Consider the following 16,940-nt stretch of genomic DNA (forward strand, 5'->3'; position numbering starts at 1 on the left):
TCATTCCTCCAATAGTAAATCGAGTAAGTCATGCAGTTCCTCTTTCGGCACATTGGCAGTTTTCGCGATGGATACCGCTTTTGTGAAATGCATTTCAATTTGGCGGATCAGCTCTTCCCGCAGGAAATCCTGATTGCGTTCCGATACATAGCTCCCTTTACCGGCAATCGTCACGATAAAGCCGTCCCGTTCCAAATCTGCATACGCCCGCTTCGTTGTCATAACACTGATCTTCAGTTCTTTCGCCAATGCCCTAATGGAAGGCAGGGAATCACCTGTCAGCAGTGTGCCTGTCAAAATGGCCTGTTTTAACTGGTCGGTAATTTGCTCATAAATAGGTTTTTCACTGTTATTGCTCAATTTGATTATCAATCATTTCACCTCGCGCGTTAAAACTGTGTATACACAGTATATACAGATATGGCATATTATGTCTACCGGCGATTTGAGAAACTCAATTTTGGGGTGATGGATTTTATTAATCAGGTGATTATTTTTCCGGATAAGTGCTGTGTGACTCGCTGCCTTTGAATAGTTCCTTCAAACTTAAATGATGAACCATTTCACTTCTGCCAAAGTTGATGCATATAGTAATGTAGGCTCTTACAAGAGGAGGGATGCAATGCTTTTATCAGAGCTCGCTGAAAAAGAACTGATCGAAATGGAAAACGGTGTTCGATATGGATTTTTAGCTGAGACGGAATGCATTTTTGATGCCAAAACAGGGAAGATTGCCGGATTTGAAATGCCGGCGCAAATGGTGAAAATGCCGTTCCAAAAGAAAAAGACAGGGATGGTAAAATATATTCCTTGGGATGAAATTATCTTAATCGGGGAAGACCGGGTATTATTTCAAAAAACAACATCGACGTTAAAGCATGCCAATGATGACTGAACGCTGGCTTGTGATCGGTACAGATGAGCGGATGAAGTTTTTGGCGAAGCAATTATCGACGAATGATCGCACGGTGTATTACAAAAACACAACCGTTTGGGATGAAGCACTGAATAAAGTGGCATTGGAGCTGCACCCGACAGAAATTGTGTTGCCGATCCACCCTTTATCGATTCAAGTGGAGGAGCTTTTAGGTATTCGTCAGGCACGATTTTTTGCGGGGAAATTGACTGATCAATGGAAACAGATTCTTGAAAACAAGCGTCTGCATTATTATTTGGAAGATGAAACATTCATCTGGAAAAATGCCGCGCTTACCGCAGAAGGTTTTTTAGCGCACTTGTATAAGGAAAAAGTAAATGTGCAGTATAAAACGATTATGATTACAGGGTTTGGACGTGTAGCAAAAATGCTTGCCCTGTTTTTAACACGTCTCAATGCAAAGGTGATCATCGCCGTGCGTTCGGAAGCACAAAAAGCCGAGGCTCTTGCATATGGCTATCAAGGTATTGAATTAAATGAGAAGAATATTATGGAAGCGGATTTTCTGATCAATACGATTCCGACGAAATGGCTGACAAAGGATTATGAATCATGGATAATCCGTCCGATTTATGATGTCGCATCAAGCCCGGGATGTTTGAACGATTTCAAATTATCCCAATATGAGCTGCTACCTGCATTACCTGGGAAATACTTTCCGCAAGCTGCAGCAAACTTATTATATGAAACGATACTAGAATTACGAAAGGAGGAAGCAAATGCTTGAGGGAAAACGCATTGGTTTAGGAATTACCGCATCACATTGCACGTATGAAGATGTCGTACCGAAAATTACCCAATTTCGTGAAGCCGGTGCAACCGTTGTACCGATTATAACGCCTTCTGTATTACATGCTGCTACACGATTTGGAACTGGTGAAGAATGGATTGAGAAAATCGAAGCACTCGCGGGGGAAAAGGTTGTCAGCTCCATTGCGGAAGCGGAGCCGTTTGGACCGAGTAATCCACTCGACTGCATGGTAATCGCGCCGATGACAGGAAACTCCATCAGTAAATTTGCGAATGCCGCAACAGACAGTGCCGTACTGATGGCAGCAAAGGCGACACTTCGAAATGGTTCACCTGTAGTACTTGGTATTTCAACAAATGATGCACTTGGGTTAAACGGCATGAATTTAATGAAACTAATGAATGCGAAAAACATTTTCTTCATTCCGTTCGGTCAGGACGATCCAATTAAAAAACCGACGTCGCTCATAGCGGATTTCACAAAAATGCTCGATACTGTAGCATATACGCTCGCTCATAAAAAACAGATTCAGCCGATATTTATACAATATTTTAAATAATCAAATAATCTAACACAATTCAAATAATATATGATACAATATCCAACATTATATACATACCGATATTTTTAGGAGAGATGAGACATGACAAAGAAATTGAATGTTGCCGTGGTTGGGGCAACAGGAGCTGTAGGTTCAAAAATGATGGAGAAGCTGATTGAGCGCAAATTTCCGATTGCATCGATCAAGTTTTTAGCTTCTGCTCGTTCAGCGGGAAAACAAATTGAATTCGATGGTGAAAACTACACGATAGAAGAAGCGAAACCGGAAAGCTTTGAAGGGGTCGACATCGCATTATTTTCAGCAGGCGGCTCTGTATCGGAAGCACTTGCACCTGAAGCAGCAAAGCGTGGAGCGATTGTTATTGATAACACAAGCCATTTCCGTATGGATCCAGAAGTACCGCTTGTTGTACCGGAAGTAAATCGCCATGCATTAAAAACAATTCCAAAAGGGATTATCGCAAATCCAAACTGTTCGACAATTCAAATGGTTGCAGCATTACAGCCAATCCGTGAAAAGTTCGGCTTAACAAAAGTTGTCGTATCGACATATCAAGCGGTATCCGGTTCTGGTGTGGCAGCAATTGAAGAGCTGCGTGAGCAAAGTGCACAATGGGATGAAGGAAAAAATGTTGAAGCGAAAGTTTTACCGGTTAAATCAGATAAAAAACATTATCCGATCGCACGTAACGTCATTCCGCAAATCGATAAATTTACGGACAATGGCTTTACATATGAAGAAATGAAAATGATCAACGAAACGAAAAAAATTATGGAAGCACCTGAGCTGAAAGTCGCTGCGACATGTGTACGTGTTCCGGTTGTTTCAGGCCACTCAGAATCGGTTTATATCGAACTGGAGCAAGAAGCAACAGTACAGCAAATTTTTGACGCATTAACGGGTGCGCCGGGCATCGTTCTGCAAGATGACATTCGCGAACAGCTTTACCCGATGCCGATTTTTGCGGAAAATGAAGAACCGACATATGTTGGACGTATTCGCCAAGATCTAGACAACAAAAAAGGATTCCACTTATGGATTGTGTCAGATAATTTATTAAAAGGGGCTGCACTCAACTCTATTCAAATTGCAGAAGCTATGCTAGAGGATCACTTACTATAAGGGGAGGATTATTAGTTATGGATTTCGGACGTATTGGTACAGCGATGATTACACCGTTTAAAAAGGACGGTACGATTAATTATCCTGAGTTAGAACGCATTATTGACCATTTAATCGAAAATGGTACAGATTCAATTATTGCTTGTGGAACAACTTCGGAAAACCCGACAATGTCAACAGAGGAAAAAATCGAGGTCGTGCGCTTTACAGTTGAAAAAGTGGCAGGACGCATACCTGTTATCGCCGGTACAGGGGATAACGAAACAGCCTACTCGATTATGATGACTCATAAAGCAGAGGAAAATGGGGCGAACGGAATCATGCTCGTAACGCCATATTACAATAAGCCAAACCAGCGCGGCATGTATGCCCACTTTAGTACGATCGCAAAAGAAACGAAACTTCCAGTCATGCTTTATAATGTCCCTGGCCGTACAGGTGCCAATATTCTGGCGGAAACAACGATTGCGATCAGCAAAGACGTGCCGAATATTACATGCATTAAAGAAGCAAGCGGCAACTTGGATCAGATGGGTGACATCATTGAAAATGTCGATCCGGATTTCCATGTGTACTCAGGGGATGACGGTTTAACATTGCCGCTGCTTGCAATCGGCGGACGCGGTATTATTTCAGTCGCTTCCCATGTAGTAGGGAAAGATATGCAGCAGATGGTTCGCGCATTTGAAGAAGGCCGTCACCAGGAAGCTGCACAAATTCACCGTGCATTATTGCCGCTCGTTCGGGCATTATTTGCACAACCGAATCCATCACCAATTAAATACGCGATGACAAAATTAGGCTTTGATACACTTGATGTACGAATGCCGATGATGGAAATGCTACCGGAAGAAAAGGCGGCATTCGATGAAATTTGGGATACGTATCAGGAAAAAGCAAAAAGTTTCCGCGCATTACAAGTGAACTAACATATAAACAGTCACTCCTTCCGATGTGAAGCGGGTGACTGTTTTTTTGTTTTCAGTCAGTTTGAGGATTTTCGGGGCCGAAGTGAGGATTAACTGCCGGCAATTGAGGATTATGAGGCAAGGCTTGAGGATTACCGGCTGCCAACTGAGGATTATCCGGATAAAAGTGAGGAATTAAATTTCGGCAAACTGTAAAACAGTTGCGATTTTAATTTGCCGGTCATTCCGTAAAAAAAGAAAATCACTTTTTTATTTGTACTAACGTCATTCTCACCGTATAATGAACTTTAAGTGGTTGCTGTTCGGAACAATTTAGGAGGAAATAAAGTGACAAAATCAAAAAATGAACTAATCCGTGTCATTCCATTAGGTGGAGTTGGCGAAATCGGAAAATCAATGTATGTAATAGAAATCGATGAAGAGCTTTTCGTAGTAGACAGTGGGCTCATGTTCCCAGAATCCGAAATGCTTGGAATTGATATCGTCATTCCAGATATCACGTATTTAGAGGAAAATAAAGAGCGCGTAAAAGGTATTTTCCTTACTCATGGACATGAAGATGCAATTGGATCGATTGCATATGTATTAAAGAAAATTAAAGCACCGGTATACGGTTCAAAGTTAACGATCGCACTTGCGAAGGAGCATTTGAAAGAACTGCCTGCACCTTACCAGGTGAAATTCTTTGAAGTATCGAGCAATAGTCGCATGAACTTCAATTCTACTTATGTGACATTCTTCCATACAACACATAGTATTCCAGATTCATTAGGAATCGTTTTCCATACTTCTGAAGGTGCTATCGTTCACACGGGCGAATTCAAATTTGACCAGTCGGCAACAGGCAAGTTCAAGCCGGATTTGGCAAAAATGGCGATGCTCGGTGAAGAAGGCGTATTCATGCTTTTATCAGAGTCAATGGAAGCAGAACGTCCAGGCTATACAACAAGTGAAGCCGTGATTGCGGAAGAATTGCAAAAAACGTTCCATTCGGCACCAGGTCGAATTATCGTAGCATTATATGCATCAAACTTTATTCGTATTCAGCAAGTGTTCAGACAAGCTGCCGCATCGCACCGTAAAGTGGCGGTAGTCGGGAAATCGCTGGAGAAAATGGTCGATATCGGTGTAAACCTTGGCTATTTGGATATCGATGAGTCAACACTTGTACCAGTAAATGAAATTCATAAATATCATGATGACGAAATTATTATTATGGCAACGGGCAACAAAGGTGAACCACTTGATGCACTTGATAAAATTGTGCGTAAACACCACCGTGACATTAAAATCAGAAATACAGACACAGTGTTAATTACATTCACACCATCACCAAGCATGGAAGTGCAAATGTACAACACGATGAACCAATTGGCTAAAGCGGGCGCACATGTCATGACTTCAAATAAAAAAGTCCATGTTTCCGGCCACGGCAGCGCGGAAGATCTGAAACTGATGCTGAACTTCATGAAGCCGAAATACTTCATCCCGGTTCAGGGGGAGTACCGCATGCTGATTGCGCACTCGAAACTTGCACAGCAAGTAGGTCTGCAAAAATCACAAATCTTCATCGCAGATAAAGGCGATATTGTCGAGTACAAAAACGGCAAAATGCGTATGACAGGACGTGTACAGGCAGGAAATGTACTAATCGACGGGATCGGTGTAGGCGATGTAGGTAATATCGTTTTACGCGACCGTAAACTGCTTTCACAAGATGGTATCTTCATCGTTGTTGTAACATTGAACCGTGCACAGAAGAAAATTGCTTCAGGTCCCGAAATTTTATCACGCGGATTCGTTTACGTACGCGAATCTGAGCAGCTGATGGAAGAAGCTTCAGAAATCGCACGCGAAGTGATCGAGAAGTATGTCGGCAAAGAAACGTTCGAATGGACAAACATCAAGCAAGAAATTCGCGACACATTAAATCAGTATCTATTCCAAAAAACAAAACGTCGTCCAATGATCATTCCGATCATTATGGAGTACTAATTTGAGCAAGAGGCAGCTATAGTTGCCCCTTTAATTAATAATCAAAAAGGGTTTTCTTACATTAAGCGTGAGAAAGCCCTTTTTCTAACTAAAATTCCGGAGTGGGGAAGCTTCTTGCTGCTAGGATTAGAGAATGCTGGATAAATGCGGTAAGGAACTGAAGTTTATTTGAAAAAAACTGATTTTTCGGTACATAGCAGTAATAACTATTCTATTCGGCACAAACTAAGCCAATTGATTAAATTACGCATCTCCATTACCCGGAAGCCTATACAGCAACTTTGGCGTCTAACATTAAGGAACAATTTTTAAGTAGGTGAACAAAGATTGGAAAAAAAGAAAAGTACTAAAACAAAAGCAAAGACAAAGCCGACGCTAAAGCCAAAGACGAAAGAGGAGCTCCATCCGCTCGCATATGAAATTATCGGCTTGCTGCTCATTGCATTAGCCATTATCGAATTTCTGGAGTTTGGGCTTGTTGGAAGAATGCTCCATTCAATCGCCATGTTTTTCTTCGGCAATCTGCATTTCATCATCCCGTTGCTGTGCTTTTTAATAGCAGGGATGCTAATGGTCAAACGCCGTGGTGTCGCATTCAATACCCGCGTCGTATACGGTGTGCTGTTTGTCGGGGCCAGCCTGACGATTTTCAGTCATAGTCTGTTATTCGAACAGATGCATGCAACGAACACACTGTTGTCAAATTCCGTATTGAAGGAAACATGGAGAATACTCATCAGTACGGATGGAATTGCAAATCGCAGCAATGCGCTTGGCGGCGGTATGATCGGCGGAATATTATTCAGCCTGTTCCATGTATTATTCGATGCATCCGGAGCAAAAATTGCCGCATTTGTATTATTGGCAATCGGGATAATTTTAATTACCGGAAAAGCGCTCGTGCCCATTTTAGTGGAGAAAGCCCCTGCAATTAAGGGAAAGTTCAAAAGAACGAAACGCAGCACAAGAAGTAAGCCGAAACCTGAACCTCAAGAGAAACTGCGACGTTCTAAAACCGAACCGATCATCGAAGAGGAAGCGGCTGATCTGGAGGACCTGATCATTACGACGGCAGCGCCGAAACATCATGAGCCGATCATTTCAAATTTTGTGGAGCAAGTGAAACAGGAAAAGCAAAAAGGTATTGAAATCGAAGTAGAGGAAAAAATAAGTGAGCCAATCATGGCCGTAACATCCGAAACGGACCAAACGTATATTTTGCCTTCCATGCAGCAGCTGAACCCGCCGCCCGAACACGATCAAAGCGGCGAATATTCAGTCATCCAAACAAATGCAAAGAAACTGGAACAAACATTTTTAAGCTTCGGTGTAAAAGCGAAAGTGACACAAGTCCATTTAGGTCCAGCGGTGACAAAATATGAGGTCATGCCGGACACAGGTGTAAAAGTAAGTAAGATTGTCAGCCTTCAAGATGACTTGGCACTTGCCCTTGCAGCAAAAGATATCCGTATTGAAGCACCGATTCCGGGTAAATCGGCTGTCGGAATCGAAGTGCCGAACAGTGAAGTGGCCGTCGTAACATTACGCGAAGTGCTTGAAGCAAACGAACAGGTGAAAGTCGGGGCCAAATTGCTCGTAAGTTTGGGACGCGATGTAACAGGCCAGGCAATAGCGGCGGAATTAAACAAAATGCCGCACTTATTGGTTGCCGGTTCAACAGGCAGCGGTAAAAGTGTATGTATCAATGGCATTATTGTGTCACTATTAATGCGCGCAAAACCAAGTGAAGTGAAAATGATGATGATCGACCCGAAAATGGTCGAGCTAAGTGTATATAACGGGATTCCGCATTTATTGGCACCCGTTGTAACAGATCCGCGTAAAGCGGCGCAGGCATTGCAGAAAGTTGTGTCGGAAATGGAACGCCGCTATGATCTCTTTTCACACTCTGGTACAAGGAATATTGAAGGATATAACGAATATATCGATATAGGCAATGAAGATGCATTGGAAAAACAGCCGAAACTTCCGTATATTGTTGTCATTGTCGATGAGTTGGCGGACTTAATGATGGTTGCGTCGAGTGAAGTGGAAGATGCGATTACACGACTTGCCCAAATGGCGCGTGCAGCAGGGATTCACCTTATTATCGCAACACAAAGACCGTCCGTTGATGTTATTACCGGCATCATCAAAGCGAATATTCCTTCCCGTATTGCATTTGCCGTATCGTCGGCTGTCGATTCCCGCACAATTTTGGATATGGGCGGTGCCGAGAGATTACTTGGCCGCGGTGACATGCTGTATTTACCGGCAGGCGCATCCAAACCGGTCCGTGTGCAAGGTGCATTTGTAAGTGATCATGAAGTGGAAAGAATTATTAACAGTGTCATTGAGCAGCAAAAAGCTCAATATGAGGAGGCGATGATTCCGACCGATGAACCAATCGTTGATGTGATGGACGAAACGGACGACTTGTATGACGAAGCCGTACAACTCGTTCTGGAAATGCAGACAGCTTCCGTATCTTTACTGCAGCGTAGATTCAGAATCGGGTATTCACGTGCAGCCCGGATTGTCGATCAGATGGAACAGCGCGGGATTGTCGGACCACCAGAAGGAAGTAAACCGCGCCAAGTGCTGGGAAATCGATTTTAACTAGGAAAACCTTGACATTGTCGCGCTTTTCTGAATATATTCATTTCTATAAGTTTTGAAATAAATTCGCTAATTTTTCACATTAACATGACACATTTAAAGAAATATGTTTTCTTTTTTTGTTTAAAGTGTTATATTATTCACGAATTAGTAGGAATGTTGTACATCAGATGTCTGATCTCTATGTTATGGTGGTGATACTAATTGACAATTAAAGCAGATCATCGTCATTTATACTTACAAGTGATTGATCGTTTGAAGTCAGATATAGATAAAGGGACCTATCGTGAGAACGAAAAATTACCCTCAGAATTCGAACTTTCAAAAACATTAGGTGTAAGTCGTGCAACGCTTCGTGAAGCACTGCGACTTTTGGAAGAAGAAAACATTATTGTCCGACGTCATGGTGTCGGTACATTCGTCAATCCAAAGCCTGTTTTTACATCAGGCATTGAACATTTATCGAGTGTATCTTCCATGATCGAAAACGCTGGTATGAATCCAGGCACAATCTTCATCAGTGCGAAGGAAGAAAAAGCAACGGAAGATGATGTGGAGCGTTTCCAAACTGACATTGATGACAATGTTATCACGATTGAACGTGTAAGAACGGCAGACAATGAACCGGTCGTTTACTGTGTAGACAAAGTACCGGCAAATTTACTGCCAAGTGAATTTATAAGTAATCAAAACGTCTCGATTTTTTCGGCTTTAGAGCAAACCGGATCCATCCGTGTCGCATATGCAGTGACATATATTGATCCAGTCGGCTTCCACGATGAAGTATCACCGATATTGAAATGTGGGCCGGAAACAGCATTACTTGTATTAAAGCAACTTCACTATGATGAAAATGATCGTGTAGTTCTTTATTCAAAAAATTATTTTAGAGCTGACAAATTCAGCTTCCATGTAGTACGTAAACGGGTGTAGAACAATAATTTCTATTATTTAATTCCTGCTAATATCAATTACCTTTGAGGGGGACTCATTAATGAAAAAGCGTAAATTTGGTTTATTAATTTCTTCTGTAGTAGCAACTGGTGCAATTTTGGCGGCATGCGGAACTGACGAAGAGTCAACTGATTCAAAAGACACTTCAAACAATGATTCTAATTCTGGTTCTGAAACAACTGACGCAGGTTCTGGCGATTTCTCTATCGCAATGGTTACAGACGTTGGTGGTGTAGACGACAAATCATTCAACCAATCAGCTTGGGAAGGTGTTCAGCAATTCGGTGCTGACAACAACCTATCGAAAGGTGACGGTGGTTTCGACTACTTACAATCTCAATCAGATGCTGACTACAACACAAACTTAAACAACTTATTACGTCGTGACTTCGATTTAGTATTCGGTGTTGGTTTCATGATGGGTGATGCAATTGAAGAAATCGCTAATGACAATCCAGATGCACAGTTAGCATTAATCGATGCTGAAGTAGCAGCTGACAACGTAGCAAACATCCTGTTCAAAGAGCAAGAAGGTGCTTTCTTAGCTGGTGTTGTTGCAGCTTCAATGTCTGAATCAGGCAAAATCGGTTTCGTAGGTGGTACAGATATCCCAGTAATTAACCGCTTCCACGCTGGTTTCATCGAGGGTGCAAAAGCTGTTAACCCGGATATCGAAATCCAAGTAAACTACACAGGTGTATTTGACGACGCTTCTAAAGGTAAAATCGCTGCGAACTCAATGTACTCTTCTGGCGTAGATATTATCTTCCACGCTGCTGGCGGTACTGGTAACGGTGTATTCTCAGAAGCTAAAGAGCGTAAAGCAAAAGATCCTGATGCTAACGTATGGGTAATCGGTGTTGACGCTGACCAATATGCAGAAGGTCAAGTGGATGACTCTACAAACATCACATTAACTTCTATGTTAAAAGGTGTTAACAACGCAGTAGTGGATATCGCTACAAAAGCTAAAAACGGTGAGTTCCCAGGTGGTACAACGACTGTTTACGGTTTAGCTGAAGACGGTGTTGGCTTAGCAGATTCTCGTGGTGCAATTCCTCAAGAAGTAATGGATAAAGTAGAAGAATATAAAGAGAAAATTGCTTCTGGCGAAATTAAAGTTTCAGAAGAAAAACCTGAATAATAATTCTTAATGGTAATCATCATAGGGGAATTATTCCCTATGATGATTTTCTAATGTAAACGCTCGTTTTAAATATTCAGTAAATTTAGTATTAAGAGAAATGTAAGCGTTATATTTTCATAGAATTGTAAGAAAAGGGACGTATTCAGTGTAGAATTCGCCTGAAAAAATTAATAGATGAAAGATTTTCCCAAAAATCTTTCATGTGTTAATTTTATAAAAATAATTTTAAAGATAAATAGCCTAAGGGAGTGAGTCTAGTGGAATACGTGATTGAAATGCTCGGGATCCGTAAAGAGTTCGGTAATTTCGTAGCAAACAACAATATCACCCTCCAGTTAAAAAAAGGCGAAATTCATGCACTACTAGGGGAAAACGGTGCAGGTAAATCGACTTTAATGAATGTACTTTTCGGTCTATATCAACCAGAAGCCGGAGAAATTAAAGTACGCGGAGAAGCGGTAAAAATTACAGATCCGAATAAAGCAAATGATTTAGGAATCGGAATGGTGCACCAGCACTTTATGCTTGTGGAAAACTTTACGGTTACAGAAAACATCATTTTAGGAAGCGAACCTACGAAACTGGGTGCGATCAACATTAAAGATGCGGCAAAAGACATTGCTGCATTATCGAAGAAATACAACTTGGATGTGGATCCATTTGCGAAAATTGAAGATATTTCTGTCGGAATGCAACAGCGTGTAGAAATTTTAAAAACGTTGTACCGCGGTGCGGAAATCCTTATTTTTGACGAGCCGACTGCATCATTAACACCTCAGGAAATTACAGAATTGATAGCGATTTTAAAACTTCTGATCAAAGAGGGCAAATCGATTATCATCATTACACATAAGCTGAAAGAAATTATGGAAGTATCTGACCGCGTAACAATTATCCGTAAAGGTGAAGGGGTTGGAACGGTCGTAACAGCTGAAACAAACCCGGATCAGCTTGCTGAACTAATGGTTGGCCGACAAGTAGAATTCAAAACAGAAAAAGGGGAAGCAAACCCTGCTGAAGAAATCTTCAAAGTCGAAAACCTTGTTGTAACGGATTACCGCGATGTCGAAAAAGTAAAAGGTCTGAATTTATCAATTCGCCGTGGTGAAATCGTTGGTATTGCAGGGATTGACGGAAATGGTCAATCGGAATTAATCGAAGCAATTACAGGGCTGCGCAAAATTAAGAGCGGTAAAGTGACGTTAGGCGGCAAAGATATTACAGGCTTAAAACCGCGTGAAATTACGGAAACAGGGGTAGGTCATATTCCTCAGGACCGTCACAAACACGGGCTTGTCCTGGATTTCCCTATTGGGCACAATATCGCACTACAAACTTACTACAAATCGCCAATTTCAAAAGGCGTTATTATGGACTATAAGAAAATTAATGAAAAAGCACGCAAAATCATTGAAGAGTATGATGTTCGTACAGGCCATGGCGAAATGACGCCTGCACGTGCGCTATCAGGCGGTAACCAGCAAAAGGCGATTATCGGACGTGAAGTCGACCGTGATCCGGATCTATTGATCGCAGCACTTCCTACTCGTGGATTGGATGTAGGGGCAATTGAATTTATTCACTCTCGTTTAATCGAACAACGTGATAAAGGAAAAGCCGTATTATTGATTTCGTTTGAATTGGATGAAGTAATGAACGTTTCTGACCGCATTGCCGTTATTTATGATGGAACAATCGTCGATACGGTTTATCCGAAAGAAACATCTGAACAAGAGCTTGGCTTATTAATGGCCGGTGAAAAACGTAAAGCAAAGGCAGTTAAGGAGGGGAACGAATAATGTCAAATCGAGTCGTGAATCTGCTCGTTCCACTTATCTCGGTAGTTTTAGGATTACTTGTCGGCGGTATCATCATGGTTGTCAGCGGCTATGATGCAATCGATGGGTATACAGCACTATGGAATGGTATTTTCGGAGATTCCTATTCTATCGGTAATACAATTCGTCAAATTACACCGTATATTTTAGCGGGTCTGGCGGTAGCATTCGCCTTCCGTACGGGACTGTTCAACATCGGTGTTGAAGGTCAGCTGTTAATGGGTTGGCTTGCAGCGGCATATGTAGGTTATGCCATTGAAGGATTGCCACGTATCATCCACTTGCCATTAGCATTACTTGCAGCAGCAGCAGCGGGTGCATTCTGGGCATTTATCGTAGGTTTCCTGAAAGCAAAACTTCAAGTACACGAAGTAATTGCTTCGATCATGTTAAACTACACAGCATTATATTTAACAAATGCTGCGATTAAATCATTATCAGACGGCGGATTCAAAACGCCGACGGTATTGGAGTCAGCGACATTACGTAATCAGTGGTTACGTGAAATTACGGACAATTCAAGTCTTCACCTGGGGATTATCGTGGCACTGATCATGGTAGTTGTCATGTGGTTTATTTTAGAAAAAACAACGCGCGGTTATGAGTTGAAAGCAGTAGGGTTCAACAAAAACGCTGCTGAATATGCAGGTATGAACGTAAACCGCAACATCATTTTAGCGATGACAATTTCAGGTGTATTCGCCGGCCTGGGCGGTGCGATGGAAGCACTGGGAACATACCAAAACGCTTCGATTAAAGCAGCTGCTTCAGGTATCGGATTCGACGGGATTGCCGTTGCATTACTAGGTGCGAACAATCCGATCGGTGTATTCTTCGGGGCTTCGTTATTTGGTTCCCTGAAATACGGATCATTAAACATGCCGAATGAAGCAGGTATTCCGGAAGAAATCGTATCAATCATTATTGCAGTAATTATTCTATTCGTAGCTTCAGGCTATATTTTACGTGTTGGTTTACAGAAATTCGGAAAGAAAAAGGAGGGCAAGTAACATGAGCTTTTTAGAAGTGTTATACTTTATCGTCCCTTCTGCCCTTTTATACGCAACACCGCTTATTTTAACAGGTATCGGGGCTCTATTCTCGGAGCGTGCAGGGGTAATCGGTCTTGGTGTTGAAGGGTTAATGATTGTCGGTGCATTTACAGGTATTTATATCAACTTGGAATACTATGATGACTTTGGCAGAAACGTAATTTGGCTGGCATTGCTTGCTTCATTACTGGCAGGAGCCATTTTCTCATTAATCATTGCGATTGCAGCAGTAACATTCCGTGCAGACCAAACGGTAACGGGTGTTGCTCTGAACATGCTTGCTGCAGCAATTACTGTTTTCTTAGTAAAACTGATTTACGGTAAAGGTCAAACAGATATGGTCCAAGCACCATTACAACGTTTTGAAATACCGTATTTAGCCGATATACCGTTTTTAGGACCATTGCTGTTCCACAACGTGTATTCAACTACGATTATCGCGTTCATCGTGGCAATCGGTGCATGGTTCATACTTTACAAAATGCCATTCGGTCTGCGTATCCGCGCAGTTGGGGAACATCCGATGGCAGCAGATACAATGGGGATCAACGTAGCGAAAATGCGCTACATCGGTGTAATGATTTCCGGTGCGTTAGCAGGTGTCGGCGGTGCATCATTAGCGATGACATCATCAAGCGACTTCTCTGCATCAACAGTAGCCGGACAAGGATTCATCGCCATCGCCGCAATGATCTTCGGTAAATGGCATCCAATCGGAACATTAGGTGCCGCACTATTCTTCGGCTTGGCACAAACATTAAGTATCGGTGGTGGAAACATCCCGTTCATTCAGGATATCCCACCGGTAATCCTGCAAGTCCTGCCATACGTCCTGACAATCCTGGCATTAGCAGGCTTCGTAGGAAAAGCAGTAGCACCAAAAGCATCAGGCGTCCCTTACATCAAAGGAAAACGCTAATTATAGAACCGCCTGTACAAAGCAGATTTGTGCAGGCGGTTTTTTTGTTTTAAAGGTGAATAAAGTATACGCTCTGAACACGTTGTGCTGCGTTGCGGGCTAAATTAGGGAGTGGTGAATTGATTAGCCGAATTGGGGGCATGGAATTGATTAGCGGCATTTGGTGGGGAAGGAGAACATTTTGAAGGTAAAGGAGAAAGTTTTCAGGATAAAGTGGAAATGATTCAAGAAAATTAGTACTGCTCACTCGAAAGATAAGCAGTGCAAAATTTATTAGCCAAGTTTGGGAAGTACATAGAACAAATTGAGTTATAAGTAGAAAGTATTCATGAAAAAATAGAACGATTCACCTGAAAAGTAGAACGGCATACCCAGAAAGTAGAAAACGCAATTTTATTAGCAAGTTACGTTAATGCGAGAACTTTGAATTAGAAGGGAAGAAAATTCAGCATACCTTGACCCAGATCAAATAAGAAGCTCAAACCCTATACCAAACCGGTAGTTGTGCGGAGTGGAGGGGCCGACTCCTTGGGGATTAAGCGTGCGCGGAAAATCCACTTGATGTATGCCGCCGTAGAGGCATACATCAAGTTAGTTGGAGCCACGCCCCCAGGAAAGCGTGCCCCGCAACGCAGCACAACGACCCCATTAAGAAACGCAGAATGCGTACAAAACTTTTATTAAAAAGAAATTTTTTATTTTTCACACCATTCAAACTTTCCATTCATAAATGTCACGAATTAGGGAACACTTAGTACGGATAATAACTTTGCACAAATCAAGGCAACACATGTATAGTAGAGAAGAAGCATTTATATTTATATTCACGAGGTAGTCAGGAGGAGTTTTTTTGTTTTTAACAACAGAAATTGCGAAAGGTGTTTCGCTTCATATACGACAAACCGCCCAATTCAAAACGGTGAACTTTTCGATCAAATGGAGAGCACCATTAAATGAAGAAACAGCGGCACAACGTACAGTATTATCGAATGTCCTGCAGCACAGCAACGAAAAATTTCCAACATCGGCAAGTTACCGCAGCTATTTAGATGACCTGTTCGGCACAGTATTGTATTTTGACACAGCAAAGCGCGGTCAGGAACATACCGTACTATTAAATGTAGAAACAGTAAACGACCAATACTTATCGCATGGCAATGTATTAAATGAAGTAATCGACCTGATCCAGGAAGCGATTTTCAAACCGAACTACGAAAACGGCGTATTTAAAGAATCAATCGTCAACCGTGAAAAAGAAATGGTCGTTCAGCGTATCCAATCGATTTTCGATGACAAATCACGCTACGCACAAAAACGCTTAACAGAAATTATCCGACCAAACAGCGCGGCATCATTTTCCGCAAACGGAAATATCGAAGCTGTAAAAGCGATTACTCCACAATCATTGACAAAAACATACGAAGATATGCTAGCAAATGATGTCATTGATATTTACGTTGTCGGTGATATTAATGTTGAAGAAATAACGCGAAAGTTGAAAGCAGCGCTCCAATTCGCTGACCGCAATGCGCTATTAAAAACAGAAGAAGTTTCAGCTCCTGCAAACATTGAACCATATACGAAAGAAACGCAGGAAATGAAACAAGGGAAACTGCATATCGGCTACTCGACACCAGTACGATTCGGTGATGAAGACTTCCCTAAAATGCAAATTTTCAACGGTATTTTCGGCGGGTATGCCCATTCAAAACTTTTTATGAATGTCCGTGAAAAAGAAAGTTTAGCTTATTATGCATCCAGCTCTTATTCTTCACAATACGGATTACTGTTTGTCGTGTCAGGGATTGAGCCGGCAAATGAAGAAAAGGCACGCCAATTAATTGATGAACAGTTAAAAGTGATGCAAAACGGTGAAATTACCGATTTGGAATTGGCGCAAACGAAAGCGATGCTCATTAACCAGCTAAAAGAAGCGTTGGATTCACCTCGTGGCCAAATTGAAATTTTTGACCAATACAAAGTATTAGACGAACCGTTTACTATGGATACGTGGACAGCACGCTGGCAATCTGTGTCAAAAGAAGATGTGCAAAAAGTGGCACAGGATATTAAATTAGAAGCAACGTATTTCTTATGCGGTAAGGGGGAGTAATC

At 41.9% G+C, this 16,940-nt stretch carries 14 protein-coding genes; 13 read left to right on the forward strand and 1 reads right to left on the reverse strand.

The annotated features are described in order from the left end of the window. Positions 1-372, reverse strand: a complete 372-nt coding sequence (locus MKX73_RS12325) for a GntR family transcriptional regulator (protein WP_340717682.1) — start codon at positions 370-372, stop codon at positions 1-3. A 250-nt stretch (positions 373-622) separates the two neighbouring features. Between MKX73_RS12325 and MKX73_RS12330 the strand changes: the two genes are divergently transcribed. From MKX73_RS12330 to yfmF, 13 genes are all read left to right on the forward strand, one after another. Then, a complete protein-coding gene (locus MKX73_RS12330) occupies positions 623-895 on the forward strand; it encodes a YlmC/YmxH family sporulation protein (RefSeq protein WP_340717683.1) in 273 nt (90 codons plus the stop codon). Further along, on the forward strand, positions 879-1,664 hold the full coding sequence (locus MKX73_RS12335) for an NAD(P)-dependent oxidoreductase (protein ID WP_340717684.1): 786 nt from the start codon (positions 879-881) through the stop codon (positions 1,662-1,664). Before MKX73_RS12330 ends, MKX73_RS12335 begins: the two co-directional genes overlap by 17 nt. Next, positions 1,657-2,247: a dipicolinate synthase subunit B gene (locus MKX73_RS12340; protein WP_340717685.1), complete on the forward strand. Its 591-nt coding sequence runs from the start codon at positions 1,657-1,659 to the stop codon at positions 2,245-2,247. Before MKX73_RS12335 ends, MKX73_RS12340 begins: the two co-directional genes overlap by 8 nt. An 84-nt stretch (positions 2,248-2,331) precedes the next feature. After that, on the forward strand, positions 2,332-3,372 hold the full coding sequence (locus MKX73_RS12345; RefSeq protein ID WP_340717686.1) for an aspartate-semialdehyde dehydrogenase: 1,041 nt from the start codon (positions 2,332-2,334) through the stop codon (positions 3,370-3,372). A gap of 17 nt (positions 3,373-3,389) precedes the next feature. Beyond that, on the forward strand, positions 3,390-4,301 hold the full coding sequence (gene dapA, locus MKX73_RS12350) for a 4-hydroxy-tetrahydrodipicolinate synthase (protein WP_339175612.1): 912 nt from the start codon (positions 3,390-3,392) through the stop codon (positions 4,299-4,301). A gap of 327 nt (positions 4,302-4,628) precedes the next feature. Beyond that, complete coding sequence (locus MKX73_RS12355) at positions 4,629-6,296, forward strand: ribonuclease J (protein ID WP_340717687.1); 1,668 nt, start codon at positions 4,629-4,631, stop codon at positions 6,294-6,296. A gap of 327 nt (positions 6,297-6,623) precedes the next feature. Next, positions 6,624-8,915: an FtsK/SpoIIIE family DNA translocase gene (locus MKX73_RS12360; protein ID WP_340717688.1), complete on the forward strand. Its 2,292-nt coding sequence runs from the start codon at positions 6,624-6,626 to the stop codon at positions 8,913-8,915. A gap of 204 nt (positions 8,916-9,119) precedes the next feature. After that, positions 9,120-9,848: a GntR family transcriptional regulator gene (locus tag MKX73_RS12365; protein ID WP_340717689.1), complete on the forward strand. Its 729-nt coding sequence runs from the start codon at positions 9,120-9,122 to the stop codon at positions 9,846-9,848. A gap of 61 nt (positions 9,849-9,909) precedes the next feature. Then, entirely contained in the window at positions 9,910-11,013 is a 1,104-nt protein-coding gene (locus tag MKX73_RS12370; protein ID WP_340717690.1) for a BMP family lipoprotein, read from the forward strand. A 260-nt stretch (positions 11,014-11,273) separates the two neighbouring features. Further along, a complete protein-coding gene (locus MKX73_RS12375) occupies positions 11,274-12,815 on the forward strand; it encodes an ABC transporter ATP-binding protein (protein WP_340717691.1) in 1,542 nt (513 codons plus the stop codon). Beyond that, a complete protein-coding gene (locus tag MKX73_RS12380) occupies positions 12,815-13,864 on the forward strand; it encodes an ABC transporter permease (protein WP_340717692.1) in 1,050 nt (349 codons plus the stop codon). Before MKX73_RS12375 ends, MKX73_RS12380 begins: the two co-directional genes overlap by 1 nt. A 1-nt stretch (position 13,865) precedes the next feature. Further along, positions 13,866-14,825, forward strand: coding sequence for an ABC transporter permease (locus tag MKX73_RS12385; RefSeq protein WP_340717693.1), 960 nt, complete (start codon positions 13,866-13,868; stop codon positions 14,823-14,825). A gap of 850 nt (positions 14,826-15,675) precedes the next feature. Next, complete coding sequence (gene yfmF / locus MKX73_RS12390) at positions 15,676-16,938, forward strand: EF-P 5-aminopentanol modification-associated protein YfmF (RefSeq protein ID WP_340717694.1); 1,263 nt, start codon at positions 15,676-15,678, stop codon at positions 16,936-16,938. Positions 16,939-16,940: the final 2 nt, after the last annotated feature.

Source organism: Solibacillus sp. FSL W7-1436, from assembly GCF_038007305.1.
Taxonomy (GTDB): domain Bacteria; phylum Bacillota; class Bacilli; order Bacillales_A; family Planococcaceae; genus Solibacillus.

What these genes read in the sequence shown, in the direction of transcription:
- MKX73_RS12330 (WP_340717683.1), top strand. Translation starts at nt 623, where the DNA reads ATGCTTTTATCAGAGCTCGCTGAAAAAGAACTGATCGAAATGGAAAAC.
- MKX73_RS12335 (WP_340717684.1), top strand. Translation starts at nt 879, where the DNA reads ATGCCAATGATGACTGAACGCTGGCTTGTGATCGGTACAGATGAGCGG.
- MKX73_RS12340 (WP_340717685.1), top strand. Translation starts at nt 1,657, where the DNA reads ATGCTTGAGGGAAAACGCATTGGTTTAGGAATTACCGCATCACATTGC.
- MKX73_RS12345 (WP_340717686.1), top strand. Translation starts at nt 2,332, where the DNA reads ATGACAAAGAAATTGAATGTTGCCGTGGTTGGGGCAACAGGAGCTGTA.
- dapA (WP_339175612.1), top strand. Translation starts at nt 3,390, where the DNA reads ATGGATTTCGGACGTATTGGTACAGCGATGATTACACCGTTTAAAAAG.
- MKX73_RS12370 (WP_340717690.1), top strand. Translation starts at nt 9,910, where the DNA reads ATGAAAAAGCGTAAATTTGGTTTATTAATTTCTTCTGTAGTAGCAACT.
- MKX73_RS12380 (WP_340717692.1), top strand. Translation starts at nt 12,815, where the DNA reads ATGTCAAATCGAGTCGTGAATCTGCTCGTTCCACTTATCTCGGTAGTT.
- MKX73_RS12385 (WP_340717693.1), top strand. Translation starts at nt 13,866, where the DNA reads ATGAGCTTTTTAGAAGTGTTATACTTTATCGTCCCTTCTGCCCTTTTA.